The organism is Lonsdalea iberica (genome assembly GCF_002111585.1).
In the GTDB taxonomy this organism is placed as follows: domain Bacteria; phylum Pseudomonadota; class Gammaproteobacteria; order Enterobacterales; family Enterobacteriaceae; genus Lonsdalea; species Lonsdalea iberica.
Genome location: NZ_LUTP01000013.1, coordinates 1 through 26,754 on the forward strand (window position 1 = coordinate 1; position 26,754 = coordinate 26,754).

23 protein-coding genes and 4 pseudogenes are annotated in these 26,754 nt (G+C 56.2%); 15 read left to right on the forward strand and 12 right to left on the reverse strand.

Annotation, left to right across the window (positions count from 1 at the left end):
- Positions 1–112: 112 nt before the first annotated feature.
- Positions 113–1,014, reverse strand: a pseudogene (locus AU511_RS06875) (LysR family transcriptional regulator).
- Positions 1,015–1,130: 116 nt separating this feature from the next.
- On the opposite strand from AU511_RS06875, the gene AU511_RS06880 reads away from it, so the two are divergent.
- Complete coding sequence (locus tag AU511_RS06880) at positions 1,131–2,126, forward strand: aldo/keto reductase (protein ID WP_094109210.1); 996 nt, start codon at positions 1,131–1,133, stop codon at positions 2,124–2,126.
- A gap of 58 nt (positions 2,127–2,184) precedes the next feature.
- Here AU511_RS06880 and rsmC read toward each other — a convergent pair whose 3' ends face one another.
- Positions 2,185–3,225, reverse strand: a complete 1,041-nt coding sequence (gene rsmC, locus AU511_RS06885; RefSeq protein WP_094109211.1) for a 16S rRNA (guanine(1207)-N(2))-methyltransferase RsmC — start codon at positions 3,223–3,225, stop codon at positions 2,185–2,187.
- A gap of 112 nt (positions 3,226–3,337) precedes the next feature.
- Here rsmC and AU511_RS06890 point away from each other — a divergent pair, with 112 nt between their 5' ends.
- From AU511_RS06890 to AU511_RS06920, 9 genes and pseudogenes are all read left to right on the forward strand, one after another.
- The gene (locus AU511_RS06890; RefSeq protein WP_094109212.1) at positions 3,338–3,775 is read left to right on the forward strand and encodes a DNA polymerase III subunit psi; all 438 of its coding nucleotides are present in this window, start codon (positions 3,338–3,340) and stop codon (positions 3,773–3,775) included.
- On the forward strand, positions 3,720–4,163 hold the full coding sequence (gene rimI / locus AU511_RS06895) for a ribosomal protein S18-alanine N-acetyltransferase (RefSeq protein ID WP_094109213.1): 444 nt from the start codon (positions 3,720–3,722) through the stop codon (positions 4,161–4,163). The genes AU511_RS06890 and rimI overlap by 56 nt, the downstream gene beginning before the upstream one ends.
- Positions 4,164–4,298: 135 nt before the next feature.
- Positions 4,299–4,841, forward strand: a complete 543-nt coding sequence (locus AU511_RS06900; RefSeq protein WP_094109214.1) for a sigma-70 family RNA polymerase sigma factor — start codon at positions 4,299–4,301, stop codon at positions 4,839–4,841.
- A 20-nt stretch (positions 4,842–4,861) separates the two neighbouring features.
- Positions 4,862–5,263 carry a DUF4880 domain-containing protein gene (locus AU511_RS17685; protein WP_240503783.1) on the forward strand — a complete coding sequence of 134 codons (402 nt, stop codon included), beginning with the start codon at positions 4,862–4,864 and terminating at the stop codon, positions 5,261–5,263.
- Positions 5,260–5,850: a FecR domain-containing protein gene (locus tag AU511_RS17690; RefSeq protein ID WP_240503784.1), complete on the forward strand. Its 591-nt coding sequence runs from the start codon at positions 5,260–5,262 to the stop codon at positions 5,848–5,850. Before AU511_RS17685 ends, AU511_RS17690 begins: the two co-directional genes overlap by 4 nt.
- A gap of 620 nt (positions 5,851–6,470) precedes the next feature.
- Positions 6,471–6,845 carry a TonB-dependent receptor plug domain-containing protein gene (locus AU511_RS17915; protein WP_338037540.1) on the forward strand — a complete coding sequence of 125 codons (375 nt, stop codon included), beginning with the start codon at positions 6,471–6,473 and terminating at the stop codon, positions 6,843–6,845.
- Positions 6,818–8,374 (forward strand): annotated as a pseudogene (locus tag AU511_RS17700) (TonB-dependent siderophore receptor); the annotation flags it as partial. The gene AU511_RS17915 and the pseudogene AU511_RS17700, both read left to right, overlap by 28 nt.
- Before the next feature lie 36 nt (positions 8,375–8,410).
- Entirely contained in the window at positions 8,411–10,084 is a 1,674-nt protein-coding gene (locus AU511_RS06915; protein ID WP_094109215.1) for an ABC transporter ATP-binding protein/permease, read from the forward strand.
- A 259-nt stretch (positions 10,085–10,343) separates the two neighbouring features.
- Complete coding sequence (locus AU511_RS06920) at positions 10,344–11,264, forward strand: DMT family transporter (RefSeq protein ID WP_100059651.1); 921 nt, start codon at positions 10,344–10,346, stop codon at positions 11,262–11,264.
- 131 nt (positions 11,265–11,395) lie between these two features.
- Here the strand turns inward: AU511_RS06920 and deoD are convergent, their stop codons facing one another.
- The 4 genes and pseudogenes from deoD to deoC all read right to left on the reverse strand — a co-directional run bounded on the left by deoD (position 11,396) and on the right by deoC (position 15,643).
- Complete coding sequence (gene deoD / locus AU511_RS06925; protein WP_094109217.1) at positions 11,396–12,115, reverse strand: purine-nucleoside phosphorylase; 720 nt, start codon at positions 12,113–12,115, stop codon at positions 11,396–11,398.
- 56 nt (positions 12,116–12,171) lie between these two features.
- Positions 12,172–13,395: a phosphopentomutase gene (deoB, locus tag AU511_RS06930; protein ID WP_094109218.1), complete on the reverse strand. Its 1,224-nt coding sequence runs from the start codon at positions 13,393–13,395 to the stop codon at positions 12,172–12,174.
- A gap of 43 nt (positions 13,396–13,438) precedes the next feature.
- Positions 13,439–14,782, reverse strand: a complete 1,344-nt coding sequence (deoA, locus tag AU511_RS06935) for a thymidine phosphorylase (RefSeq protein ID WP_094109219.1) — start codon at positions 14,780–14,782, stop codon at positions 13,439–13,441.
- An 82-nt stretch (positions 14,783–14,864) separates the two neighbouring features.
- A pseudogene (gene deoC, locus AU511_RS06940) lies at positions 14,865–15,643 on the reverse strand (deoxyribose-phosphate aldolase).
- 469 nt (positions 15,644–16,112) lie between these two features.
- Between deoC and AU511_RS17420 the strand changes: the two are divergent.
- A complete protein-coding gene (locus AU511_RS17420) occupies positions 16,113–16,265 on the forward strand; it encodes a hypothetical protein (protein ID WP_167372006.1) in 153 nt (50 codons plus the stop codon).
- A 534-nt stretch (positions 16,266–16,799) separates the two neighbouring features.
- On the forward strand, positions 16,800–17,105 hold the full coding sequence (locus tag AU511_RS06945) for a GIY-YIG nuclease family protein (protein ID WP_094100677.1): 306 nt from the start codon (positions 16,800–16,802) through the stop codon (positions 17,103–17,105).
- Here AU511_RS06945 and AU511_RS06950 read toward each other — a convergent pair.
- Positions 17,092–17,595, reverse strand: coding sequence for a GNAT family N-acetyltransferase (locus AU511_RS06950; protein WP_094100676.1), 504 nt, complete (start codon positions 17,593–17,595; stop codon positions 17,092–17,094). The two genes, AU511_RS06945 and AU511_RS06950, sit on opposite strands and share 14 nt — an antisense overlap.
- Complete coding sequence (gene ubiT, locus AU511_RS06955) at positions 17,589–18,113, reverse strand: ubiquinone anaerobic biosynthesis accessory factor UbiT (protein ID WP_026739651.1); 525 nt, start codon at positions 18,111–18,113, stop codon at positions 17,589–17,591. Before ubiT ends, AU511_RS06950 begins: the two co-directional genes overlap by 7 nt.
- 315 nt (positions 18,114–18,428) lie before the next feature.
- Between ubiT and ubiU the strand changes: the two genes are divergently transcribed.
- The 3 genes from ubiU to AU511_RS06970 all read left to right on the forward strand — a co-directional run bounded on the left by ubiU (position 18,429) and on the right by AU511_RS06970 (position 21,479).
- Positions 18,429–19,424, forward strand: coding sequence for a ubiquinone anaerobic biosynthesis protein UbiU (gene ubiU / locus AU511_RS06960; RefSeq protein ID WP_094100675.1), 996 nt, complete (start codon positions 18,429–18,431; stop codon positions 19,422–19,424).
- Positions 19,425–19,437: 13 nt separating this feature from the next.
- Positions 19,438–20,316, forward strand: a complete 879-nt coding sequence (locus tag AU511_RS06965) for a U32 family peptidase (protein ID WP_094100674.1) — start codon at positions 19,438–19,440, stop codon at positions 20,314–20,316.
- A gap of 140 nt (positions 20,317–20,456) precedes the next feature.
- On the forward strand, positions 20,457–21,479 hold the full coding sequence (locus AU511_RS06970) for a luciferase-like monooxygenase (RefSeq protein ID WP_094109220.1): 1,023 nt from the start codon (positions 20,457–20,459) through the stop codon (positions 21,477–21,479).
- 60 nt (positions 21,480–21,539) lie between these two features.
- On the opposite strand, the pseudogene AU511_RS06975 reads toward AU511_RS06970, so the two are convergent.
- The 4 genes and pseudogenes from AU511_RS06975 to pnp all read right to left on the reverse strand — a co-directional run bounded on the left by AU511_RS06975 (position 21,540) and on the right by pnp (position 26,693).
- Positions 21,540–23,386, reverse strand: a pseudogene (locus tag AU511_RS06975) (DEAD/DEAH family ATP-dependent RNA helicase).
- Positions 23,379–23,453 carry a protein YrbN gene (gene yrbN / locus AU511_RS17990; RefSeq protein ID WP_099049240.1) on the reverse strand — a complete coding sequence of 25 codons (75 nt, stop codon included), beginning with the start codon at positions 23,451–23,453 and terminating at the stop codon, positions 23,379–23,381. Before yrbN ends, AU511_RS06975 begins: the two are co-directional and overlap by 8 nt.
- 107 nt (positions 23,454–23,560) lie before the next feature.
- Entirely contained in the window at positions 23,561–24,445 is an 885-nt protein-coding gene (nlpI, locus tag AU511_RS06980; protein ID WP_085651608.1) for a lipoprotein NlpI, read from the reverse strand.
- A 127-nt stretch (positions 24,446–24,572) separates the two neighbouring features.
- Entirely contained in the window at positions 24,573–26,693 is a 2,121-nt protein-coding gene (pnp, locus tag AU511_RS06985) for a polyribonucleotide nucleotidyltransferase (RefSeq protein ID WP_094100672.1), read from the reverse strand.
- Positions 26,694–26,754 lie beyond the last annotated feature (61 nt).

Here is a 26,754-nt window from a genome sequence, read left to right on the forward strand (position 1 = left end):
CCAGGGACATAACGTCACGCAATGTCACCACGGAGGCGAATTCTAGAGATTTTACGGCCGAGGTCAATGATTATTTCCCCTACGCGCGTGGGTTTGCTGCAAAAAGCGGCGGTTAATCAACCGGAGCAGGCGCAATACAGGCCTGCAACCAGTCTACGACCACCTGAATCCGCGGGGCCAGGAAGCGTCCGGCCGGGAATATGATGTAAAGCGGCATGGGCGGAGGCGGCAGGTCCGGCAGAATCTCCACCAGAGATCCCCGTTCAATAAGCGGTCGAAGACTTATACTCGGCCCTGAATAATCCCCAAACCGGCCTGAGCGGCGGCGATATACGCATCTACCCCGCTGATGTCCACCCATGTGGGCAGACTGTGCGTAAGCAACTGCCCTTCCTGTACGAACTCGAGGGGATAGCGATGCAGATTGCGCAAAGAAAAATAGCCCACCATCCGGTGACCAGCCAGCTCGGCCAGAGAGGCCGGAATGCCGTGCGCAGCACAGTAATCCACGGAGGCGCAGGAAAGCTGCGGCAGAGACGGCAGTTGACGGGCGGAGAGCGAATCATCCTCAAGCTGCCATGCCCGCACGACGCAATCCACCCCCTCGCGCTGGACGTTAATCGCCGCATCGTTGGCGCTTAGCACCAGCCGGATGCCCGGATACTGACGATAAAACGCCGGAAGCGCAGGAATAACCAAGTTACGGGCCATCGAGTGCGGCATATCGATGCGCACCTGCCCGCTGGGCTGCTTCCGCTGTTGGGTGAACATAGCATCGCTTTCATCGAAAGCCGCTAACAGCTGCGTGCAGCGTTGATAATAAAGCCGCCCTTCATCCGTAATGCGAACCTGACGCGTTGTCCGCTCGGCTAACCGGACGCCCAACCGCAACTCCAGTCGTTTCATCGTCTGGCTTACCGTCGCTCGTGGCAGCCCCAAACTCTCGGCCGTGCGGCTGAAGTTTTCCGTTTCTACGATGCGGACGAACACGCGCATCGCCTGTATGTGATCCATGACCCCGCCCGCAGGATTGTTTGACATTTACAAACAGTGTTGCATGAAATGCGTGATTTATCTTCATCAAGCAAACAACCACACTGGCATTCTTCTTCTCTACCGAGGACGTCAGCATGCAACAGAGAACATTAGGGCCTAAGGGGCCGCAGGTTTCCGCACTGGGACTAGGCTGTATGGGCATGAGCGATTTTTATTCCACCCATCAGGATGCCGACGAGTCCCTTGCCACCCTGCACCGCTCGCTTGAACTGGGCATCACGCTGCTGGATACCGCCGACATGTATGGGCCGTATACCAATGAGCTACTGGTGGGAAAAGCGATCAAGGGTAAACGCGACCGCGTCTTTCTGGCGACCAAGTTCGGGATCGTGCGCGATGCCCTCAATATGGACGAACGCGGGATCTGCGGCAGACCGGAGTATATACGTCAGTCGGTGGAAGGCAGCCTGAAGCGGCTTGGGGTCGAGACGATCGATCTTTACTATCAACACCGGGTCGATCCCACAGTGCCGATTGAAGACACCGTCGGCGCGATGGCTGATCTCGTAAAAGAGGGCAAGATTCGCTTTATCGGATTGAGCGAAGCTTCCGCCACCACACTCGAGCGCGCGTACCGCGTTCATCCTATCACCGCGCTGCAAAGCGAATATTCGCTATGGACGCGGGATGTCGAAACGGACATTCTGCCGACCTGCCGCACGCTAGGCGTCGGTTTCGTGCCCTATAGCCCGTTGGGGCGCGGTTTCCTGACCGGCGCAATCCGTGATTTGAAGACGTTGGCTAACGACGATTTTCGTCTCAAAAATCCGCGTTTTCAGGCAGATAACTTCACCCGCAACCTGCGTCTGGTCGAACATGTGGAGACATTGGCGAAGGGAAAAGGCGTGACGCCCGCGCAGCTGGCGCTGGCTTGGGTGCTGGCGCAAGGGGAACATATCGTACCGATCCCCGGCACCAAACAACGCCGCTATCTGGAGGAGAACGTCGGCGCGTTGGATGTGACATTGACCGCCGCGGAACTGGCCGCCATCGACACCCTGTTTCCGCTACAGGCCGCCGCGGGCGAGCGCTATGGCGTGGAAGGTATGAATACCATCAATAACGACTGACTCTCTGCATCCGCAGTCCAACCCCCGCGGCTTTTTGCCGCAGGGGAATCATGCCGATTTAAGCGCGCGATTTGGATTTGGCGCCGCGTCCCATAACCGATTGATACACTCGGAAACGGCCGTTTTGCGCCAGCACTTCGTGGCTGCCGAACGTTTCATCCAACAACGCCGGATAGGGCAGGAAGGCGTTGGCGACGATACGCAATTTGCCGCCGATGTTCAGATGCGCCGCCGCGCCGCGGATGAGCGCTTCCGCCGCGTGCAGGCTGGTTTGCATCCCGTCGTGGAAGGGCGGGTTGGAAATAATCATGTCGAAACGACCGGCAACATCCGAGTAGACGTTACTGGCGATGACGGCGCCTTCCAGCTCGTTACGCGCCAGCGTCGCCCGGCTCGCTTCCAGCGCAGCCGCGTTCACATCACTCAGCGTCAGACGGATTTTCGGCGCGCGCTGGGCAAACGCTACGGCCAAAACGCCCGCGCCGCAGGCGATATCCAGTACTTTGCCTTTCGAATGCGGTTCCAGCGTGCCGAGCAGGAGCTGGCTGCCGTTATCCAGCCCATCGCGGCTAAACACGCCCGGCAACGTACATACCGGTACGCCGTCAACATCATATTCATGCCACCAGCGCGCCAGATCAAAGGCCGGCGTCTGTTCCAGACGGCCGTGATACAAACCACAGCGACGCGCACTGTCGATTTTGGTCAGCGCCGTCAGGTCCGCCAGCAGCGTCTCCGCGCTGCGTACGCCGCTGCGGTTCTCGCCCACCACGAAAATGTCGCAGCCGACGGGCAACAACGACAGCAGGTTGGTCAGCTGGAACTGGGCTTCCTGTTTGCTTTTCGGCCAGTAGTAAATCAGGGTGTCACAGCCCGCTACCATGTCAGCATCGGCCAGCAGGGCGAAATGTGCCGCATCGCCCATCGTCCGGTTCAACTGCTGCCAGTGGTGGTACTGCATCGTGTGCACGCGGACGTCTTCCGCCTCAAACTGGGCGGGCAAGGTATCTTGCAAATCACCGGCAAACAGCACTCGGCGGGTGGAAAAATCATCGCTGTGACGCAGTATCACTTCACTGGCGGGGGTAAATGCGGACATCAGGCTTCAAACTCCTCAATTAACTGAGCGACGATTATAGAGGTTTGTTGCCGCATGTTCGATGGGTTTGCTAGCATAGCGGCGCATACTCGCGCTCCGGACAAGGTAAGGCATGACATCACATCGGGACAGGCTGCTACAGCAATTGGGCATGACGCAGTGGACATTGCGCCGCCCCGCCGCGCTGAAGGGCGAAATCGCCATCAGCTTGCCGTCGACAGTACGCCTGCTGATCGTCGCCGATCCGCTCCCTGCGATCGATGAACCGCTATTGCAGGATGTGCTCAGAAGTCTGCAATTGACCCCCGAACAGATCTATAGCCTGCTGCCGCAGCAGGTGGAAATGTTGCCGGACACCCGCGATTGCCCGGCCTGGTGGCTGGGCGCCACTCCCATGCAGCCGCCGCAAGGCGTGCAGCTTACCAGCCCGGCGTTGTCCGAGCTTGACCATAACCCGGACGCCAAGCGCGCGCTGTGGCGGCAAATTTGTCAATATGAACACGATCTCTACCCTGACCTCCGCCGATCTGACGACCGCCTTTCAGATTGAGCGCCTGAGCCACGCCTTTCCGTGGACGGAAAAAACCTTTCTCAGCAACCAGGGCGAACGCTATTTCAACCTGAAACTGAGCCATGGCGAGCAGATGGTCGCCTTCGCGATAACGCAGATCGTGCTGGATGAAGCCACGCTGTTCAACATTGCGGTGCATCCCGAGCATCAGCGTCGCGGCTACGGTCGGGCGCTGATGGAACACCTGATCGCCGAGATGGAGCAACGCGGCATTCTGACGCTGTGGCTCGAAGTTCGCGCGTCGAATCAACGCGCTATCGCGTTATATGAGTTTTTGGGTTTTAATGAGGTTTCCATCAGGCGGAATTACTATCCCTCGGCAGAAGGTCGCGAAGACGCCATCATGATGGCCCTGCCGCTGGGATAATCGCTGTCAGACACTTTCTGGCGGGCGAGTAGCGAATTCTTCCCATCTTGGCATAAAAATTGAAATGGAAATTATTCTCAATTAGAATGCCGGCCTCTTTTTATATTCAGGGACTGAAGGAACTCGATATTCATTATGTCTGCGGTTAACGTACCGACCTCGCCCGATTTTTGCCAGCTCTACCAGCAGCACCACGGCTGGTTGCAGAGCCTGCTGCGTAAACGCCTGGGAAACCGGTGCGACGCATCCGATCTGGCGCAGGAGGTTTTTCTGCAGTTACTGATGAAGCCCCGCGAGTTCGACAGTCACCACGGCACCCGCGCTTATTTGAGCGTCATGGCGCAGGGGATGTGCGTCGACCTCTGGCGACGCAAGGCGTTGGAACAAGCCTGGCTGGAGTCCTTGCAGCATCATGCGTCGGACGCCTCCCTGTCGGCCGAACAGCACTCCATCGTGCTGGAAACACTGTTTCAAGTGGACAGCATGCTACGCCATCTCCCTGAAAAAACGCGTTCGGCATTCGTGATGTCGCAAATTCAGGGGATGACCTACGCGCAAATCGCCTCCGTGCTGCATGTGTCTGAACGTATGGTGAAAAAGTATATGGCGCAGGCCATGCTGCACTGCATTCTTCTCGAAACAGACGCCGCCGCCGCGCCGCCGCCCCGGCGCAGCTGAGTCAGTCAGGTCGATTCCCCATGCCCTTCTCCCCTTCCCCGCCGCCCAAGCCCGGCTTCGAGTCTCTGCAAGAGGCGGCGGACTGGTATGCGCAATTATTGGAGGAGGACGGGGAGCACAGTGAGCTGCGCCAACGCTGGCAGAGGTGGCTGGATGAAAGCGCCGAGCATCGGGAAGCCTGGATCTACGTGCAGACAATTAGCCAGCGCTTTCAGCCGCTGCGGGGCGAACTGCACCAGCCGAGCGCGGAGGCTCTCCTGCGCTCGCCGCGCGTCAGCCGCCGCCGAGCGCTCAAGCTGACGGCGCTGCTGACGTCCGGCGCGCTGTTGTCCTGGTTGGGCTACCGCTATACCCCGCTGCGCGAGTCGCTGCTGGCGATGACCGCCGACAATCGCACCGTGCTGGTGAGATTAAATCCATGACGCTGACCGATGGTTCGCGTATTTGGCTGGATACCGCCAGCGCCATGGATATTCGCTATACGGCAGCGGAGCGGCAGTTGATTCTGCGCGCTGGCCAGATATTCATCGCCACCGCGCCTGACCCCCTGCGGCCTTTTATGGTCGTCAGCGAACAAGGCAGGATGCAGGCGCTGGGCACACGCTTCAGCGTCTGCCAGCAGGACGAGAGCACGCAGCTCAACGTCTACGACGGCATCGTCGCCGTCACGCCCCGACAAGACGGCGCCGCGCGCCGCGTCAACGCTGGTCAGCAATGGCGTTTCACCGCCGACGGTCTGGGAACGCTCGATCGTTTGGACAGCGTCGATGCCGACTGGCGACGGGGTAAATTAAGCGCCGACGATACCCCGCTTGGCGAAGTGATCGCCCGTCTGTCGCGCTACAGACGCGGCTATTTGTCTTGCGATCCGGATATCGCCGCGCTCCGGCTGGTGGGAACCTTCCCGCTGGACGACACCGACAAGGCGCTGGATATGATGTCCCGGGCGCTGCCGATCCGCATTCATCGACGTTTGTCCTGGTGGGTGACGGTAGAAAAAAAAGTTTAGCGATCGCTTCCGTTTTGGTTCCCTTTTTAACCGCTCGTTCGATTCAGTATAAAAACAGGTTTTATTTCTTTTGACTCTGGGTATTAAAGGCTATTCCTATGTTATTCACCGCACCACCTCGCGCTCTCCGGCCGTTGGCTCTGGCCGCCCGTCTTGTTGTTCTGGGCTCACCGGCTCTCGTTCTACCTACTGCGCCTGCCAATGCGGCGGAAAACGCCGCCGTGCAGCACTATGCCATTGCCGCGGGTTCGCTAAGCGAACAGCTTAATCAGTTCGCGCGCCAGTCCGGCATCGATCTCGCGGCCGATGCTGCGCTGACCCAAGGTCTGAACGGCTCCGCCCTGAACGGCGATTATGGCGTGGAGAACGGTCTGACGACGCTGCTGCAAAGCCACGGTCTGCAGGCGGTGAAACAGGCGGACGGCAGCTTCCTGCTGCAAAAAACGCCGACAGAGGACGAATTGGTCGTCGTGGCGCAGGTGAACCATCAGGGGATGACGGAAGGCACCGGTTCCTACACCACTCGCAGTATGAGTACGGCGACAGAATTGGCCCTTTCGCCAAGAGAAACGCCCCAGTCGGTCAGCGTGGTCACCCGCCAACGGATGAACGCGCAGCACATGACCTCGCTGGATGAAGCCATGGGCCAAACCACTGGCGTTAATGTGGTGAATAATAGTTCCTATCAGGTGCAATTTCAGTCACGTGGCTTCACGATGGACAACATCAAAGAAGACGGTGCAAATTCCTCCTCCCAGAACAGCGTATCTGGCATGGGATATTCCGAGGCGGCCTCCGAATCGCCCGATCTGGCGATCTACGATCACGTCGAGGTCTTGCGCGGCGCTTCCGGCCTGACGCAAGGCAATGGAGAACCGGGCGGCACCGTTAACCTGGTGCGTAAAAAGCCACTTACAACTTTCAGGGTTACGTCAGCGCGGGCGCGGGTTCCTGGGACAATTATCGCAATGAAATCGACGTTTCCGGTCCTCTGAACGACGATGCCACTTTACGCGGGCGCTTTGTCGGCGTTTATCAGGACAAGCAAAGTTCGGTGGACTATGTCGATAGCGACCGCAGCGTGCTATATGGGACGCTAGCCTGGGATATCACCCCGGATACGACACTGACGACCGGCGTCAATTGGCAGAAAACCCATACGGTGCCCGATCTGTACGGCATCCCGATGAGCAGCGACGGCAGCAGTCTCGGTCTTTCACACTCGACGTTCCTCGGCGCGAGCTGGAACCGCATCGAGTTTGATAAAATCAATCCCTTCATCGAATTTGAGCATAAATTCGAAAATGATTGGGCGCTGAAAAGCACACTGAATTACACACACGCCGAGGCAACAAGCAAAACTATCGGGATCTACGGCAGCGTATCGCCGAAACTCAATAACGCCCTCCAGCGTGATAATCAGTCCGACCAATGGAGCTATAACCTCAATCTAAAAGGACCTTTCGAATTGCTGGGCCGCTCCCACGAACTGGTGATCGGCGGCGAGTATCAGAAAGAAAACTTTGACAACCTCTATGGTCGAATCCTTAAAAACGACGCGGTCAATATTTACCGCTGGAACGCCAGCGAACTGGCCGAGCCTGAATGGCCGGACTACACCAATCGCTATCGCTATAACCTCTACCAACGTGCATTGTTCGCCACGACCCGACTGGAGTTGGCGGATCGCTGGAAGCTCATTCTGGGCAGCCGCTATAGCGCCTACAGCTATGACATGTACTCCACGAATCGTACTACTGACGTCACCAATCACAGCAGCGGTTACAAGGTACGCGACAAACTGATCCCCTTCGGGGGGCTGCTGTGGGACTTCAGCGATCATTACACCTGGTATGCCAGCTACAGCGATATATTCAAACCTCAGGAAGATATTGATCGCTCAGGTAATATGCTGCCTGCGGTGACAGGGAAAAACTACGAAACGGGGATCAAGGGCGAGTTCTTCGACGGTGATCTGAACACGTCTGTCGCGCTCTATCGCATCATTCAAGCGAATCGCGCCGTGGAGGACACTAACTGCCTCACCAGCGAGTACTGCTATCGTTCACAAGGTAAAGTACGCAGTCAGGGGGTAGAACTGGAAGCCTCAGGCAAGCTGGCGGAAGGATGGCAGCTATTCGCAGGCTACACGCTGACCAACACCAAATACCTTGAAGGCGAAGAGGGCGAAAAAGGGCAGACTTACAACCGCTATACGCCGCAGCATATGTTCAAACTGTACAGCAGCTACACGCTGCCAGGCCGCCTCAACCAGTGGAGCGTCGGCGTTGGGATGACCGCGCAAACCGACACCAGTTCCAACTACGATATCCATCAAGGCGGTTACACGCTGTATAACGCCAACGTCAGCTATCAGTACAACAAGCACCTCAGCTTTAACCTGGTGGGCAACAACCTGACGAATAAAGAGTATTACCGGACACTGAATAACCGCATTATCAACGGGAACAACTACTACGGCGATCCGCGTAACTTCATGCTGACGGCGAAGTGGGACTTCTGATGACCTTGATGACTCACTCTTTTAACGTGCTACGCCATGCAGACGCTTAAGCGCTTTTATCAACTGGTCGCGCCGCTGTGGTTATCGGCGCAGGCCATCGTCTTGTGGCTGCTATTGCTGGTCGTGATTGCGCTGACGCTGTCCGTCGTGGGCATCAGCGTGCTCTACAACAACTGGAGCAAGGACTTTTACGATGCGCTGGCGGACTTCTTCCAGCACGCTTCGGTGGCCGATCTGATTTGGCGCTATCTTGGGTATACCGCGCTGTTCGTCCTGGTGATTATCAGCGGCAACTGGCTGAAAAAAGCGCTGATCTTGCGTTGGCGCGACATGATGACCCAACACTACGAAACACAGTGGCTACGGGATCACGCGCATTATCGACTGCAACAGGATCCCTCGGGCACGCCGGATAACCCGGACCAACGTATTGCCGAAGATATCCGCCTGCTATGCGAGCAAAGTCTGGAACTGCTGCTATCGCTGCTGAAAAACGTGGTCGGCCTGCTGTCCTTTATCGCCATCCTGTGGGGCATTTCCGGGGTACAGACATTCACGATCGGCGGGCATACCGTCACGATCCACGGTTATCTGGTGTGGATTGCGCTGATCTACGCCCTAGTCGGCAGCATTCTTACCCACGCACTCGGCTTTCCCCTGCATCGCACCAACCATCAGATGCAGAAGGTCGAGGCCGACTATCGCGCCAGCCTGATCCGGGTCAACAGCCATAGCGAACAAATTGCTTTTTATCAGGGTGATGCCATCGAAAACAGGCGGCTTCGCGATCGTTTCCGCGCCGTGCTCGCCACCGGCTACCGTCTGATGGGGCAAGAGTTTCGATTGGAAAGCTTTACGGTCAGCTATTTTCGTTTCAGCCTGATCGTGCCGGTTTTCGCTGTGCTGCCGCTGTATCTCGCCCATAAGGTCTCGTTGGGCGCGATCATGCAGGCCAAAACCGCCTTCGGCTACGTGCTGGACGCCTTCGGCTGGTTCGTGGACAGTTATCGCCAGTTAGCGCGGTGGTCCGCCACGATCGAACGTCTCTGGCAGTTGCAACAGCGGTTGGCGGCGCTGCCGCCAGCGACCACGCGCATGCCTCAGGGCGAAGCGCTGCAAATTCACCAGTTGACCGTGCTGCGGCCACAGGGCCGGGCGCTGCTCGCCCCCTGCTCCGCACGGGTGAAACCGGGCGAGTGGTGTAGCCTGCAAGGCGCCAGCGGGATTGGCAAAACCACGCTATTACGGGCGCTGGCCGGACTGTGGCCTTATACGACCGGACGCTGGTATCTGCCAGCTGGACGCGTGCTGTTTCTGCCGCAGAAACCCTATCTGCCACAGGGTACGCTGCGGCAAGCATTGACCTATCCGCAAACAAAAGAGTTCAGCGACACGGTGTTGCAAGACGCGCTGGTCGATATGCATCTGGGGCATTTGAGCACAGAGCTGGATACTGATGAACCTTGGGCGCAACGGCTGTCCGGCGGCGAGCAACAGCGGCTTTCGCTCATCCGGGCGATCCTGATGAAACCGACGCTGCTGTGTCTGGATGAGGCGACCAGTCAGTTGGATGAGGAGACAGCAATTGAGGTGATGAAACGGCTGCGCCGACAGTTGCCGGGCACCATTGTGCTCTCCGTCACGCATCAGTCGGTGCTTAATCCGCTGTTCGAAACTCAGATCCATCTTCAACCCGCGTCACAACCGTAACCTGGTGAAGCCGGATAGCGATGCCAGCTATCCGGCCGACGGTGCCCAACGCCAGTCCTCCGCGTTTGACCCCAACGAGTCAACCGTCTCGCCTTACCCCCCATCCAACGATAGATTTTCTGCGTGCAGGCTTTCATAATCGGCAAATCAATCATCATGCTTCGCCAGGGAAAGATCGTGTAATTCGCGGTCCAATCCCAGCATTCATGCACCCTTGCCGTTAGGTATGCCCGGCAGCTTTTCTCCAGGAAACAAAGCTATGTCTCAGTCCCCGTCTGAGGTCGCTCAGCCATCGCGGCTGATCGTCTTTATTATTCTGACCCTCCCGCCGCTACTGTGGGCTGGCAACTTCATCATCGGGCGCGCGGTGCGCAACGAGGTCCCGCCGGTGACGCTGACTCTGGTGCGCTGGCTGATCGCGCTGGCGTGCATCCTGCCCTTTGCATGGAAATATATTCGCCGCGATGCCGGGCGCTATCGGGCATTTCCTGGCCGTATCGTTGCCATATCCCTCAGCGGGATCGTTTTCTTCAGTCTGCTGACCTATATCGGCTTGCATCACACTTCCGGCACCAATGCGCTTCTGCTCAACTCCTGTATCCCGGTGTTAATTATGTTGTTCGCCGGCCTGTTTTACGGTCAGCCCCTGAGGCTCTCGCAGGCGACAGGCCTGCTGATTTCTTTCTGCGGCGTATTGGCCATTATTTTCCACGGCGATCTGGCGGGGTTGCTGTCACTGTCCTTTTCGTCCGGCGACCTGATGCTGCTGGGCGCGATGGCCAGCTTCTCGCTTTATACGCTGTGGCTGAAAAAAATCCCGCCAGAGGTGAGCCGTTTAGGGTTGCTGGGCGTGCAGGTGATTATCTCGCTAATCGTCATATTTCCCGTCTGGCTATGGGAGATCCACAGCGGCGCGAGCGCCGTTTGGGATCGCACGACGCTGTCAGCCGTCCTCTACTTGGGGATCTTTCCGTCTTTTATCGCCTACCTGCTGTTTGGCCGCGGCGTCGCGCTGATCGGCGCGGCGCGAGCTGGTCTGACGATCCATCTGATTCCCGTGTTCGGCGTGGCTTTATCGGTGCTGTTTCTGGGCGAGAAAATCCATCTTTATCATCTGGCGGGGATTGCCACTATTCTGGAGGGCATCTCGCTGGCGAGCCGCAAATCAGGCACGCGATAACCCGGTTAAGAATGGAGATCAATGGGGAGCAGGCAGGAAGGTACGGCATAAAACACAGACGCCCCGCTGGATCGGGGCGTCTGGAAAGAGTGCGGTCCGGTGAAACCGGGCCACTCTCGTGACGGACAGGATTAGTCTTTGTCGCCCAGCAGAACAGATTCGAGCGCGATTTCAATCATCTCATTGAAAGTGGTCTGACGCTCTTCCGCCGTGGTCACTTCCTGGGTACGGATATGGTCGGACACGGTGCAAATCGCCAGCGCTTTAGCGCCGAATTCAGCCGCCACGCCGTAGATGCCCGCCGCTTCCATTTCCACGCCCAGCACGCCGTGTTTCTCCATGACGTCGAACATCTGCGGATCCGGCGTATAGAACAGATCGGCGGAGAACAGGTTACCAACGCGGACTTTGACGCCACGAGACTTGGCCGCATCTACCGCATGACGCAGCAGATCATAGTCGGCAATCGCCGCAAAATCATGATCCTTGAAACGCATACGATTCACTTTGGAATCGGTGCAGGCGCCCATGCCGATCACCACATCGCGAACCTTCACGTCTTCGCTGACCGCGCCGCAGGAACCAACACGAATAATTTTTTCGACGCCGAACTCGGTGATCAGTTCTTTCGCGTAGATAGAGCAGGACGGGATGCCCATGCCGTGTCCCATTACCGAAATACGACGGCCTTTATAGGTGCCGGTGAAGCCCAACATACCGCGTACGCTATTCACTTCCACCGCGTCTTCCAGAAAGGTGTCGGCGATATATTTTGCGCGCAGCGGATCGCCCGGCATCAGTACCACGTCCGCAAAATCACCCATTTCAGCATTAATGTGAGGCGTAGCCATCCTTATTGTTCCTTTTTCATCAGCATAAATAGTGGTTGTTCCGTCAGCCTACCGGCTCACAGCATTGAGGTTCCATAGTCCATCGGCGACACGCCGAAATAGCTTGCCACCGTCTGCCCAATATCCGCGAAGGTCGTGCGATGACCGCGCGATCCCGGCTCAACCCGCGGACCGTAAATCAGTACCGGTACGTGTTCACGCGTGTGATCCGTGCCTGGCCAGGTGGGATCACAGCCGTGATCCGCCGTCAGGATTAGGATATCGCCTTCACCGACCTTCGCCATCAGCTCAGGCAAACGGCGGTCAAACAGCTCCAGCGCGGCGGCATAGCCAGGAACATCGCGACGATGGCCATAGGAGGAGTCGAAGTCGACAAAGTTGGTAAACACGATTGTCTCGTCGCCGGCGGCATCCATTTCTTTCAGCGTTGCATCAAATAGCGCGTCCAGACCGGTTGCTTTGACCTTTTTGGTGATGCCGACGTTGGCGTAAATATCGGCAATCTTGCCGACCGATACAACGTGGCCTTTTTTCTCATCCACCAGCTTTTTCAGCACGGTGGGCGCCGGCGGCTCGACAGCCAGGTCGTGACGGTTCCCCGTCCGCTGGAAGTTGCCCGCTTTGTCGCCCACGAACGGGCGCGCAATCACGCGGCCAATGTTGTAGCCGCCCTCGGTCAAGGCTTCACGCGCGATCTCGCATAGCGCGTACAGGTTGTCCAGCCCGTAGGTGTCTTCATGGCAGGCGATTTGGAATACCGAATCCGCCGAGGTGTAGAAAATCGGCTTGCCGGTCTTCATGTGCTCTTCACCCAGCTCATCCAGAATCACCGTTCCGGAGGAGTGACAGTTGCCGAGATAACCGGGCAGGTTGGCGCGCTCAACCAGCAGGTCAAGCAGCGGCTGAGGAAAACTGTTCTGCGTGTCGTGAAAATAGCCCCAGTCAAACAGGACGGGGACGCCCGCGATTTCCCAATGGCCCGACGGCGTATCTTTCCCCGAGGAGATTTCGCTGGCGTGGGCATAAGCCCCGATAATGTCAGCGTGTGCATCCAGACCTGCCGGGAAGCGGCCGGTTGATGCTTCCGCCGCCTTGCCCAGACCCAGGCGGCTCAGATTCGGTAAAGACAGCGGTCCCTGACGTCCTTGATCGGCGCGGCCTTCTGCACAGGCCTGCGCGATGTGGCCCAACGTATCCGAGCCGACGTCTCCGAACCGCTCGGCATCGGCAGCGCTGCCGATGCCAAACGAATCCAGCACCATAATAAATGCACGTTTCATTTCACTCTCTCCTGCGTTCTTTTCTGGGGCCATGCTCCACACACTATTCGACAGCGTCGGCATCAGAGATGTTCAACCGGCGATAAATCATCGGGGGCGCCTCCGATGCCCGGTCGCTTACCGTCACCGCTGCCTGAATTTGCTGTGCGGCCTGCTGCCATTGCACTTCGGTATTGGCATGAATAATGGCCAGTGGACGCTGAGAATCCACCTGCTCTCCCAGGCTAACCATGTCGCTCAATCCCACGCTGTGGTCAATAGTATCATCTGGCCGCAGGCGACCACCACCCAGGGATACCACTGCCATACCTATGGCGCGTGTGTCCATGGAAGCAATCACCCCTTCGCGTTCGGCAAAAACGGGTTTACTGAGGGTGGCGGGTAGCAAGTAGCGCTCATAATGTTCAACGAAATCTGTCGGTCCACCTTGTGCGGCGACCATGCGGCCAAAGACCTCCGCCGCCCGGCCGTTTTCCAGCACGGCCATGAGCTGACGCCGGGCATCAGGTGCCGAGGTGGCCAGGTTTCCCGCCACCAGCATCTCTTCGCACAGCGCCATCGTGACCTCGAACAGCCGGGGATTTCGCTGATCGCCGGTCAGGAAGCGCACCGCTTCCCGCACTTCGAGCGCATTTCCGGCGCTCGACGCCAGCGCCTGATTCATATCGGTCAACAGCGCGCTGGTTCGGCACCCGGCATGATTGGCGACGCCGACGATAGCCCGCGCCAGCTGCTCCGACGCCGAGTAGGTCGGCATGAAGGCGCCGGAGCCTACCTTGACGTCCATCACCAGCGCATCCAGTCCTTCCGCCAGTTTTTTCGCCAGAATTGAGGCAGTGATAAGCGGGATGGTATCTACGGTGGCGGTCGTGTCGCGCGTGGCGTAGAAGCGCCGATCTGCGGGTGCCAGTGAATGGGTTTGCCCGATGATCGCGACCCCAACCTGCTTAATCATCTCACGAAAGCGATTGTCATCAGGGTAGATATCCAGACCGGGAATGGACTCCAGTTTGTCGAGCGTACCGCCGGTATGCCCGAGCCCCCTGCCGGAAATCATTGGCACATAGCCGCCGCAGGCGGCCACCATCGGCCCCAGCATCAGCGAGGTAACGTCACCCACGCCGCCGGTTGAATGTTTGTCCACCAGCGGTCCGTTCAAGTTAAGCGATCGCCAGTCAAGCACCGTGCCGGAATCGCGCATCGCCAACGTCAGCGCCACTCGCTCATCCATGGTCATATCATGGAAATAGATCGTCATCGCCAGCGCCGCAATCTGCCCCTCCGACACGGTATTGTCGCGAATACCATTAACGAAGTGGCGAATCTCATCCTCGCTGAGCGGGTGTCCATCACGTTTCTTACGAATAATTTCAGGGATTAACAACAAGGTAGCGCCTCCAACCCGCCCTGCCGTACTTTATCGCTGTACTGAGCGGGGTGCCGCCGGCCGCGTCGGCCAGCGGTGATGACTAATAATCGCTGCGAGCGGTTTCGGTAGTGCGCCCGAGCGTGTTCAGCAAGCTGCTTAACAGTCCGGAAGCCCCGAAGCGGAAGTGCCGCGCATCCGCCCAGCCCACGCCCATAATCCTATCTGCCAGCAGCAAATAGCGTGCCGCCTCTTCAGCGGTGCGCACGCCGCCGGCCGCTTTGAATCCGACCCGATCGCCGACATGCATGTCTTTGATCACGTTCAGCATGACCTCCGCACTGTGCAAGGTGGCATTAACAGGGACTTTGCCGGTCGACGTTTTGATGAAGTCGGCACCTGCGTTAATCGCGATTTCGCTGGCCTGTCGAATGCGCGCGTCCTCTTTAAGCTCACCGCTTTCGATAATGACCTTGAGTAATACCTGATGTTCTACGCACGCCTGCTTGCAGGCTTGCACCAATCGAAACCGCGCCGTGTTTCACCAGCCAGCATCGCGCGGTAAGGAAATACCACGTCGACTTCATCGGCGCCGTAAGCAATCGCGGCGCGGGTTTCCGCCAGCGCTATCGCCATATCATCGTTGCCATGGGGAAAATTGGTCACCGTCGCGATACGGATTTCCGGCGAGCCCTGTTCGCGCAGCGCCTTGCGCGCCAGCGGAATAAAACGGGGGTAAATACAGATCGCCGCCGTCTGCCCGGCGGGACTGTTAGCCTGCCGACATAGATCGCTTATTTTTTTGTCCGTGTCGTCGTCGTTCAGGGTCGTCAGATCCATCAGCCCTAGTGCGCGCTGCGCGGCAGCGGTTAATTCAGTCATATCGCCACTCCAATTGAAAGTCGACGGTGATCTTCAAGCCTCTCGACCCTCGCCCCGACCCTAGCGTTTAGCTACTGAAAGGGAGCAAACATCACATCACCGATAAAAAAGGAAGCTTTGCTACTGCCGCTATTGGACCACAGTAACGTGAATAATTTGTGCTGACGCTTCCCAGAAATAACAATAAGCCACAAAACGAAGACTCGCTATGCCTGTTTGCGCAACCAAATAAACGCGTGTTGGCGGTTTTATAAGGGGGTTATCTCGCGTTTTTTTCAGATAATTTACCTCCGCCGGGAACATGACCTGTTGAGCACACATTTATATCCACAAGCGCGATGACAGAAATATCAAGACACCAGGGATTTATGACCGCCAGCATCGCCGATCATAAATCTTGACACCCATTCAGATTACCAGTACCTAATAGCCGTTCCATTTTCGGAATATTTTAATAAGGATGTTATTCGTGAAAAAAATGACTTTTTCTATTTGTGGTTTACTGCTGCTCTCCGCTGTCGCTGGTCCTGTTATGGCGGCAAGAAGTGGGCTTGTGATCAACAAACCGAAGGATGATTCGGCGATGTGCTGTATTGCCGATGAGTGCCTCCCCTGCTCTTGATTGAGTGATAGGATGAAGAGGACCACGCGGCCTCTTCATCCATTTCAAGCCAGACAACGAGTTATACCGCTTGGGATAACTGCGCATAACACGTTGACGCTGCGCCTCTTCATATACGTCGGGACGAAAGATTATATTGTTGATCGCGCTGTTCAAAATAATGACTCGTCAGCATGACGCGGTAAAGAAAAGTGTAAATTGGAAAACCTCAATGGCATTTACGCTTTGACGGATACGGACAGAAAAATATCTCTAACTCCGCCTGATTTACCCTATATCTTCGAAATGCTTATGACTCCGTTGATGTTTTGTCGAACATCCCTGAAACGATCATGAGATTTTTTTTCCTGTCATGAAATAATGGAAAGGACGCCCATCTCGCGGCAATAAACAGACGATGACGTTCCTGCCGTCATGAATGTTATTGGCCATTCATCATCATCCGTGACCCATATAGCGACAGGCATTCACCTTTCAATCCAGAACACCGTAAAATAGCCTTTTAGTTTATCTTCGAACGAGAAAGCCACAACGATGCAGGATGCTCCATCACCAGACTGGTTTGTCTATATGCTGCGTACAGCCGGCGGCATGCTGTATACCGGCATCACCACAGATACCGCGCGCCGTTTGGCGCAGCATCAGGCGGGCAAAGGCGCCCGCTCGCTGCGCGGAAAGGGCGAACTCTCATTAGTGTATAGATGTGGGGCGAGCAGTCGCTCTGTCGCGTTGCAGTGGGAATATCGCATCAAACAGCTGAGCAAAGCACAGAAAGAGCGGCTGGTGCGCGACCAGCCAGTGTCTATCGCCCGCTTTTTAGCTGAATCTAAACGCGATTGAATGGGTCGGCGAATTCCACTTTCCCACTGACGCCTTGGAAGTGATTGTCGGCCAGCGGGTAGATCTGGAAAGTGGATGAAGGGTCTTCCCGACCGCAGCTAAGCTGATGTTCCGACGCCGCGACAAAGCCAAAACGGGAAAAGTAAGCCGGATCGCCGAAAACGACCACCGCGGTGTAGCCAAATTCATTGAGCGAATCCAAACCTTCATACACCAGTTGCTCGCCCAAACCTTGCTTTCTCAGACGCTGATCGATCGCCAGCGGCGACAGTCCGACCCACTGAAGATCCTCCCCTTCAATGCTGACCGGGCTGAAGGCGGCATAGCCCACCACGCCGCCTTCGTCATCCGTCGCCACCACACCCAGTGTTAGTTGGCCGTTTTCACGCAGTTCTTGCACCAGTTCAGCCTCAGCCGACGTCGGGAATGAGCGTCGAAGGAGGCGATCGATCCCTGGGGCATCGACAGGGATTTCAACGCGGATTAGCATGATGCCGGCGCGTGTGCCGGAGCCTGATCCGCGCCCTCCCGCAGTCCCGACTCGACAAAGTCCGCCAACTGCAGCAGCGCAACACGCAGCGGAGTCGGCATGCTTTCCAGCTCAACGGCATCCATCAGATTCTTCACGTACAGACCCAGCTCTGTATCCCCTTCGATGCGCAGACGACGCTGGAAAAACAACGTATCGGGATCTTCTTTACGCGCCGCGATCAGAATCAGATCGTTGGCATCAGCGCTGAAAGTCACTTCTGCGATTTCGTTGCGACTAACCAGCAGGCGCCCCTCTCGCTGCGTCATAAACCAACGCAGTCCCATGTCTCGGACTTCAATCTGCAACCAGCGATCTTCCAGAAACTCCAGATCGCCATCTTCCAGCGCCTGACGGAACTGCCACTTCAGCAGTTGTTCCAATATCCGGCGCTGCACGGAAAAGGGCGTCAACGCTAACGGTTTGCCCAAAAATCCCGGCCCCTGACGCACAATTTGCGCCCGTAGTTGTTCCAGCACTGGCGTACTCCTCTAAAGCTAAAGCGATACAGACGACACGATACTGCACTATTTTGCCACATTGCAGACTCGCGACAGCGGCTTACATCAACAATGTAGCCGGTTATCGCTCAAATCACGAAATACGCGCGTCTGCTATATTAATTTCATCACACTATATACTGGTTTAAATCAAAGTGTTGCCACAGCGGGTTAACTAAGATGCCTTTTCGTCAGAATTTTTAATTGACTGATAACCTGCTTCATCAATCAGACAACATCATTGATCGCCTCCGTTTAAATATAACGAAGGCCTTGATGAGTGAAGGAATAGGTATGGAACTGCTTTGCCCTGCCGGTAACTTACCGGCGCTAAAAGCCGCTATTGATAATGGTGCAGACGCGGTGTACATCGGGCTTAAAGATGATACCAACGCACGACATTTCGCCGGACTAAACTTTAACGATAAAAAACTGCAGGAAGCCCGCAGCTATGTGCATCAACATAAGCGCAAACTGCATATCGCCATCAATACCTTCGCCCATCCAGACGGTTTTCAACGCTGGCAACGCGCCGTGGATAGCGCCGCAAACGCCGGTGCCGACGTCCTGATCCTGGCTGACCTGGCGACACTGGAATACGCCGCGGAACGCTATCCGCATATCGAACGCCACGTTTCCGTGCAGGCCTCGGCCACAAACGAACAGGCTATCCGTTTCTATCAAAAACATTTCGACGTGGCGCGCGTCGTCCTGCCGCGCGTGCTGTCTATCCATCAAGTCAAACAGCTTGCTCGCACCAGCCCGGTGCCGCTGGAGGTCTTCGCCTTCGGCAGCCTGTGCATCATGGCGGAAGGACGTTGTTACCTCTCCTCTTATCTGACCGGGGAGTCGCCCAATACCGTGGGCGCTTGCTCCCCGGCGCGTTTTGTCCGTTGGCAGCAGACCGACAAAGGGATGGAATCCCGTCTGAACAATGTGCTGATTGACCGCTACCAGGATAATGAAAACGCCGGTTATCCCACGTTGTGCAAAGGTCGTTATCTGGTGGACGGCAAGCGCTACCACGCGCTGGAAGAACCGACCAGCCTGAACACGCTCTCGCTGCTGCCGGAGCTAATGGCGGCGAACATCGCCTCAGTGAAAATTGAAGGCCGCCAGCGCAGTCCGGCCTATGTCAGCCAGGTCACGCGGGTGTGGCGTGAGGCTATCGACCACTGCAAGGCATCGCCCGAACGCTATGTCCCTAACCCAGAATGGATGGACGCCCTGGGCGCCGTCGCCGAAGGGACTCAAACCACGCTGGGCGCTTATCACCGTGAATGGCAGTAGTCAGGAGAACACTATGAAGTATGCATTGGGAGCCATCCTTTACTACTGGCCCAAAGCAGATATTGAGGCTTTTTATCGGGCGGCCATGTCCAGCAGCGCGGATATCGTCTATCTCGGTGAGACCGTTTGCAGCAAGCGCCGTGGCATGAAAGTCAATGACTGGCTGGAAGTCGCCCGTCAGGTTTCCGCCAGCGGCAAACAGGTAGTTATTTCCACGCTGGCGCTGCTGCAAGCGCCCTCAGAGTTGAACGAACTCAAGCGTTACGTCGAAAACGGCGACTTTCTGATTGAGGCTAACGATCTCGGCGCCGTCAACATGGCAGAAGAGCACCACCTGCCGTTTGTCGCCGGGCATGCACTTAACTGCTACAACGCCTATACGCTGAGGCTGTTGCACAAACAAGGGATGGTCCGCTGGTGTATGCCGGTTGAGTTATCACGCGACTGGCTACAGCATCTGCTCAACCAGTGCGACGAACTCGGCTTCCGCGATAAGTTCGACGTCGAAGTGCTGAGCTACGGTCATCTGCCGCTGGCCTACTCTGCCCGGTGTTTTACCGCGCGCTCCGAAAATCGCCCCAAGGATGAGTGTGAAACCTGCTGCATTCATTATCCTCAGGGCCGTAAGGTGATGTCGCAAGAAAATCAGCAGGTATTCGTGCTCAACGGTATTCAGACCCAGAGCGGGTATTGCTACAACCTCGGCAACGAGCTGACCTCCATGGAGGGTCTCGTGGATATCATCCGGCTCTCGCCGCTGGGACTAGAGACGCTGGAGGTACTCGAGCAGTTCCGCGCTAACGAACACGGCACGCGGCCGCTGCCGCTGCATCAAGAAAGGGAGTGCAATGGCTACTGGCGCCGCCTGCCTGGGCTGGAGCTAGTAGATTGATCTTTCCGGATGCCTCGCAGTTTGGGGCGTCCGCACTCCTCATCCGCTACTGCCGCTGAATATTACGTACTATGATCATTCAATACTATTCTGCGGTTAGCCTGCTAACGGGTTGACCCACAATCCGCTGAGCCAAACCTATGTCACAACAGCCTGTTACTTTCTCCGTACTGGATCTGGCCCCCATTCCTGTTGGGGCAACCCCGCGCGATGCCTTTCACCGCTCTCTGGATTTGGTCAGACATGCTGAGCAATGGGGGTATCATCGCTACTGGCTCGCCGAGCATCACAATATGACCGGTATCGCCAGCGCAGCCACTGCCGTTCTTCTCGGCTATTTGGCGGCAGGTACCGAACATATTCGACTGGGCTCCGGTGGCGTTATGCTGCCCAACCATGCGCCGCTGGTGATCGCCGAACAGTTCGGAACGCTGGAATCACTGTATCCGGGACGTATCGATCTGGGACTGGGACGCGCACCGGGCAGCGACCGTCGCACCATGATAGCGTTGCGCCGTCATTTAAACGGCGGAGAGGATGATTTTCCTGCGGATGTTCAAGAGTTACAGCACTATCTGGCCCCCGCTCAGCCGGATCAAGCGGTGCAGGCCGTACCGGGTCAGGGACTCAACGTCCCGATCTGGCTGTTGGGGTCCAGCCTGTACAGCGCGCAGTTGGCCGCCGCGCTGGGGCTACCATTTGCTTTCGCCGCTCATTTCGCGCCGGATATGCTGATTCAGGCTTTGCAACTCTATCGCGAAAAATTCCAGCCGTCAGAGCAACAGTCGCAGCCCTATGCGATGGTCTGCGTTAATGTCGTCGCCGCGGAGAGCATGGCCGATGCGCGTTTCCTGTTTACGTCGCAACAGCAGCAGTTCATCAATTTACGCCGTGGCGCACCGGGGCCGCTGCCCGCGCCGCTACAAGAGATGGATAGCATCTGGACACCCGCCGAACAACTTTCTGTGGAGCAGACATTGCGACTCTCCATCGTGGGCGATCGCAAGCAGGTACGCCATGGATTACAGATGCTGCTGAGGCAAACCCAGGCGGATGAGCTAATGATTAATGCCTCAATCTTCGAGCATCAGGCCAGACTGCGTTCCTTTGAAATTGTGGCGGAATTACAGCAAGAAGTGGCGCGGGAAACGCGGATCGACTGACATAAAAAAAGCCAGCCCAAAGGCTGGCTTAATACGTGTTACCACGTTAGTCCGACGTCATTACGAGTTGGACGGCTGACGTGGCGCACGGTTACCGCGACGTTCACCACCGCCTTCACGACGTTCGCCGCTGAAAGAGCGACCGCGACCACCGTTACCCGGACGACCACCGTTAGGACGGTCACCGAATGAACGACCACCACGGCCGCCGTCACGACGCTCGTGCGGCTGAGCATCGCCCAGAAGCTGCATGTTCATCGGTTTGTTGAGAATACGCGTGCGCGTGAAGTGTGACAGAATATCGCCCGGCATCCCTTTCGGCAGCTCAATCGTAGAATGAGTACCGAACAGTTTGATGTTACCGATGTAACGGCTGCTGATGTCGCCTTCATTTGCAATCGCGCCCACAATGTGACGAACTTCAACGCCATCATCACGGCCCACTTCGATGCGATACAGTTCCATATCACCGACATCACGACGCTCACGACGCTGCGGACGGTCACCGTCGCGCGCATTATCACGGCGACGTTCGAAACGATCGTCACGATCGCGCATTTCACGACGCGGACGGCGATCGAATACCGGATCCGGCGGCAGAATCAGCGGACGTTCGCCCTGCGCCATTTTCAGCAGCGCAGCAGCCAGCGTTTCCATATCCAGCTCTTCCTGCGGCTGCAGTTTAGCCAGCAGCGCACGGTACATATCCAGATCGCTGCTTTCCAGCTGAACTTGAACCTTGGCGGCAAACTTGGCCAGACGGCGTTCGCCCAGCAGTTCTGCATTCGGGAGTTCCACTTCAGGGATAGTCAGCTTCATGGTGCGTTCAACGTTACGCAGCAGACGACGTTCGCGGTTATCAACGAACAGGATTGCACGACCGGCACGTCCCGCACGACCAGTACGGCCGATACGGTGAACGTAGGATTCCGCATCCATCGGGATATCGTAGTTCACAACCAGGCTGATGCGGTCAACATCCAGACCGCGTGCAGCAACGTCAGTTGCGATCAGGATATCCAGGCGACCGTTCTTCAGACGCTCCAGCGTTTGTTCACGCAGGGCCTGGTTCATGTCGCCGTTAAGCGCGGCGCTGTTGTAACCGCTGCGCTCCAACGCTTCAGCCACTTCCAGCGTCGCATTTTTAGTACGTACGAAGATAATCGCCGCATCGAAATCTTCCGCTTCAAGGAAACGGATCAGCGCTTCGTTTTTACGAACGCCGTGCACCATCCAGTAGCTCTGGCTGATATCCGGACGCGTCGTCAGACTTGACTGGATACGCACTTCCTGCGGATCTTTCATGAATCGACGAGTAATACGACGAATCGCTTCCGGCATCGTCGCGGAGAACAGCGCAGTCTGATGTTCAGCCGGGATCTGCGCCATGATGTTTTCTACGTCTTCGATGAAGCCCATACGCAGCATTTCATCGGCTTCATCCAGAACCAGACCGCTCAGGTTGGACAGGTCCAGCGTGCCGCGTTTCAGGTGGTCAAGCAAACGACCCGGCGTACCGACCACGATCTGCGGTCCCTGGCGCAAAGCGCGCAGCTGTACGTCATAACGCTGGCCGCCGTACAGGGCAACCACGTTGACGCCGTGCATATGTTTAGCGAAGTCATTACAGGCTTCAGATACCTGAACCGCCAGCTCACGAGTCGGCGCCAGCACCAGAATCTGCGGTGCTTTCAGTTCAGGTTTCAGGTTATTCAGTAACGGAACCGCAAACGCGGCGGTTTTACCGCTGCCGGTCTGTGCCATACCCAGCACATCACGACCATTCAGCAGGTGAGGAATACATTCCGCCTGGATCGGCGAAGGCTTTTCGTAGCCAGATCGGTCAGGGCATTAATAATCGGAGCAGACAGCCCCAAATCGGCAAAAGAGGTTTCAAGCTTAGTCATGTACACGTGCCTCGTAGATGGCGGCCAGTCTACATAACTCGTCGAGAAAATTTTCAGTCATTTTCATTGAAAAGTGTGAACCGGCTCAAATTGGATTAAAAAGCGAACAAAAAAGCCCTCACCAGTTAAGGCGATGGAAATCGTTTTGATTCCAGGCTGAATAATGTTCGTCAGCTATTGCTGGTCCGATCCTGATAGGTCGTCTTGCTCTTGGCCTAACTGCGCCAATTCCAACAATGCATAGCGGTGCTCAACAAAGTTATGAACGTTGTTAGCTACCGTCAGCTTGAACAGCGCCGAAGCGGTGTCCTTGTCCCCCAGACTTAGGTAATGCTTACCTAAATAGAAGTCAGTTTCACTGAGATGCTCAGCGAGCGAAGTGTTATCCTTTGCTTCTTCCTGCAAGCGCTGCATCAGTGTCTTTTCACTGATATCGCCCAGGTAGAATTCGACAATAGTCCATCCCCATACACCTTTCTTTGCTCCCTCGTAGCGCGTTCTTAATGCGCTTACGGCCTTATCCGGGTCGATTTCTCTTTCGACCAGATACAGCCACAAGGAACGGAAAGGATCATTGGGATCGTCTCGATAAAACGCTAGCAGATCATCCTGCGCCAATTGGTACCGACCGCCGTAGTACAAGGCGATCCCCCGATTGAGACGCACATAATTATAAGTTGGATCAAGCTCTAGTACAGAATCAAACGCTTCATAGGCAGCATCAAAATTGCCTGCCTGCGTTAAGTAAATCCCCAGATAATTGAAAACCTCTGGGATGTCGGGACGGATAGAAAGCGCTTGTGAAAAATCATTTCGCGCCAATGCCCGTAGCCCTAAGCTATCATACAGCACTCCGCGCTCATATAACAGCTGTGCTCGTTCATCAGGAGTGAGCGCTCGGCTGGCCAGGATTTGCTCCATACGAGCCAGAATGACTTCCTGCTGCAGCGTGGGCTGCAACGGGACCGCCAAAACGGCATTTTTGCGCCAATCCATACTGCTACATCCTGCCAGCATGAGTGCTGCCGCGACATATGACCAGCGCAAGAAAGGCTTCATTACCCACTCCCGAAGAAGACAAACAAAGGATGAACATCCTGTCCCGCGACGGTTTCTATAAGGATATCCGCTCCCTATCATACACGCAGCTCCCTAACTCGGTAAGGAGCTGCTAAAGGATTATCCGTTATTCTTGGTCTGGGGCTGCCGCAGGTTCCTGAGACTGAGGCGTCGCTTCCTTCATGCTCAGGCGGACACGACCCTGACGGTCGACTTCCAGTACCTTAACGGGAACTTCCTGACCCATTTCCAGATAATCAGTCACTTTCTCAACACGCTTGTCGGCGATCTGAGAGATGTGAACCAAACCTTCTTTACCGCCGCCAATAGCGACAAACGCGCCGAAATCAACGATACGGGTTACTTTACCCTGATAGATACGGCCGACTTCGATTTCAGCCGTGATTTCTTCGATACGGCGAATCGCGTGTTTAGCTTTTTCACCGTCGGTAGAAGCAATTTTCACCGTACCATCATCTTCGATTTCGATCGTCGTACCGGTTTCTTCGGTCAAAGCACGGATGACTGAGCCGCCTTTACCGATAACATCTTTGATCTTATCAGTGCTGATTTTGATGGTATGAATACGCGGTGCGAATTCAGAGATATCGCCACGCGGCGTGCTGATCGCTTCTTCCATCACGCCCAAGATGTGCAAACGCGCGCCTTTGGCCTGGTTCAGCGCCACCTGCATGATTTCACGGGTAATGCCTTCGATCTTGATATCCATCTGCAGCGCGGTGACGCCATCACGGCTACCAGCAACTTTGAAGTCCATGTCGCCCAGGTGGTCTTCATCACCCAGAATGTCAGACAGTACGACGAAGTTCTCGCCTTCTTTCACCAGACCCATCGCAATACCGGCAACAGCCGCTTTGATCGGCACGCCTGCATCCATGAGCGCCAGTGAAGCACCACATACGGAAGCCATGGATGAAGAACCATTGGACTCCGTGATTTCAGAAACCACACGTACGGTGTACGGGAATTCGCTCGCCTTCGGCATAACGGCCAACACGCCGCGTTTCGCCAGACGACCGTGACCGATCTCACGACGTTTAGGCGATCCGACCATACCCGTTTCACCCACAGAGTAAGGAGGGAAGTTATAGTGTAGCAGGAAGCGGTCGGTGCGCTCGCCGGTCAGTTCGTCAATGGTCTGCGCGTCGCGTTCTGTACCCAGAGTGGCGGTCACCAGCGCCTGAGTTTCACCGCGAGTGAACAGTGCAGAACCATGCGTACGCGGCAGAACGCCTGTGCGAACGTCCAGACCACGGATCATATCTTTTTCACGACCATCGATACGCGGCTCGCCGCTCAGAACACGGCTACGAACGACATTTTTCTCAACACTGCCCAGAATGTCGCTGATTTCACCTTCGTCCAGCGTTTCGTCTTCGGCCAGCAGCGTAGCAGCGACATCAGATTTGATGACATCGACCTGAGCATAACGCTCCTGCTTCTCGGTGATACGGTAAGCGTCACCGAGACGGGATTCGGACAGCGCTTTCACACGGCTGTACAGCGTTTCATTCACTTCTGGCGCATGCCATTCCCATTTCGGCTTGCCAGCTTCTGCGACCAGAGAATTGATATTCTCAATCACAACCTGCTGCTGTTCGTGACCAAAAACAACCGCGCCCAACATCTGATCTTCGCTCAGCAGGTCGGCTTCTGATTCCACCATCAGCACAGCACCTTCTGTACCAGCGACAACCAGATCCAGACGACTCTCTTTCAGCTCATCGGTGGTCGGGTTAAGCACGTACTGGTCGTTGATGTAACCGACGCGAGCGCAGCCGATCGGGCCGTTGAACGGAATGCCAGACAGGCTCAGCGCAGCGGATGCGCCGATCATCGCGACGATATCCGGGTTCACCTGCGGATTCACGGAAACAACGGTAGCGATAACCTGAACTTCATTCAGGAAACCTTCCGGGAACAGCGGACGAATAGGACGGTCAATCAGGCGAGAAATCAGTGTTTCGCCTTCGCTCGGACGCCCTTCACGACGGAAGAAGCCACCCGGGAAGCGGCCAGCAGCGTAAGTACGCTCCTGATAGTTGACGGTCAGCGGGAAGAATCCCTGACCCGGTTTAGGCTGTTTAGCGCCGACAACAGTAACGAATACCGCGGTGTCGTCCATGCTAACCATAACGGCAGCCGTGGCCTGACGAGCCATCATACCGGTTTCGATGGTGACGGTATGCTGACCATATTGGAATTTACGAATGATCGGATTTAGCAAAATTATATCCTTGTCACAGAGGGTTGCTGCGCCACTTATCTCGGACGCTACAGACCAGTTT

What these genes read in the sequence shown, in the direction of transcription:
- AU511_RS06915 (WP_094109215.1), top strand. Translation starts at nt 8,411, where the DNA reads ATGCAGACGCTTAAGCGCTTTTATCAACTGGTCGCGCCGCTGTGGTTA.
- rsmC (WP_094109211.1), bottom strand. Translation starts at nt 3,225, where the DNA reads ATGTCCGCATTTACCCCCGCCAGTGAAGTGATACTGCGTCACAGCGAT.
- AU511_RS06945 (WP_094100677.1), top strand. Translation starts at nt 16,800, where the DNA reads ATGCAGGATGCTCCATCACCAGACTGGTTTGTCTATATGCTGCGTACA.
- deoD (WP_094109217.1), bottom strand. Translation starts at nt 12,115, where the DNA reads ATGGCTACGCCTCACATTAATGCTGAAATGGGTGATTTTGCGGACGTG.
- AU511_RS17685 (WP_240503783.1), top strand. Translation starts at nt 4,862, where the DNA reads ATGCCCTTCTCCCCTTCCCCGCCGCCCAAGCCCGGCTTCGAGTCTCTG.
- ubiU (WP_094100675.1), top strand. Translation starts at nt 18,429, where the DNA reads ATGGAACTGCTTTGCCCTGCCGGTAACTTACCGGCGCTAAAAGCCGCT.
- AU511_RS06965 (WP_094100674.1), top strand. Translation starts at nt 19,438, where the DNA reads ATGAAGTATGCATTGGGAGCCATCCTTTACTACTGGCCCAAAGCAGAT.
- AU511_RS06970 (WP_094109220.1), top strand. Translation starts at nt 20,457, where the DNA reads ATGTCACAACAGCCTGTTACTTTCTCCGTACTGGATCTGGCCCCCATT.
- AU511_RS06920 (WP_100059651.1), top strand. Translation starts at nt 10,344, where the DNA reads ATGTCTCAGTCCCCGTCTGAGGTCGCTCAGCCATCGCGGCTGATCGTC.
- deoB (WP_094109218.1), bottom strand. Translation starts at nt 13,395, where the DNA reads ATGAAACGTGCATTTATTATGGTGCTGGATTCGTTTGGCATCGGCAGC.
- AU511_RS17690 (WP_240503784.1), top strand. Translation starts at nt 5,260, where the DNA reads ATGACGCTGACCGATGGTTCGCGTATTTGGCTGGATACCGCCAGCGCC.
- rimI (WP_094109213.1), top strand. Translation starts at nt 3,720, where the DNA reads ATGAACACGATCTCTACCCTGACCTCCGCCGATCTGACGACCGCCTTT.
- AU511_RS06900 (WP_094109214.1), top strand. Translation starts at nt 4,299, where the DNA reads ATGTCTGCGGTTAACGTACCGACCTCGCCCGATTTTTGCCAGCTCTAC.
- AU511_RS06950 (WP_094100676.1), bottom strand. Translation starts at nt 17,595, where the DNA reads ATGCTAATCCGCGTTGAAATCCCTGTCGATGCCCCAGGGATCGATCGC.
- nlpI (WP_085651608.1), bottom strand. Translation starts at nt 24,445, where the DNA reads ATGAAGCCTTTCTTGCGCTGGTCATATGTCGCGGCAGCACTCATGCTG.
- AU511_RS06890 (WP_094109212.1), top strand. Translation starts at nt 3,338, where the DNA reads ATGACATCACATCGGGACAGGCTGCTACAGCAATTGGGCATGACGCAG.
- AU511_RS17915 (WP_338037540.1), top strand. Translation starts at nt 6,471, where the DNA reads ATGACCTCGCTGGATGAAGCCATGGGCCAAACCACTGGCGTTAATGTG.
- AU511_RS06880 (WP_094109210.1), top strand. Translation starts at nt 1,131, where the DNA reads ATGCAACAGAGAACATTAGGGCCTAAGGGGCCGCAGGTTTCCGCACTG.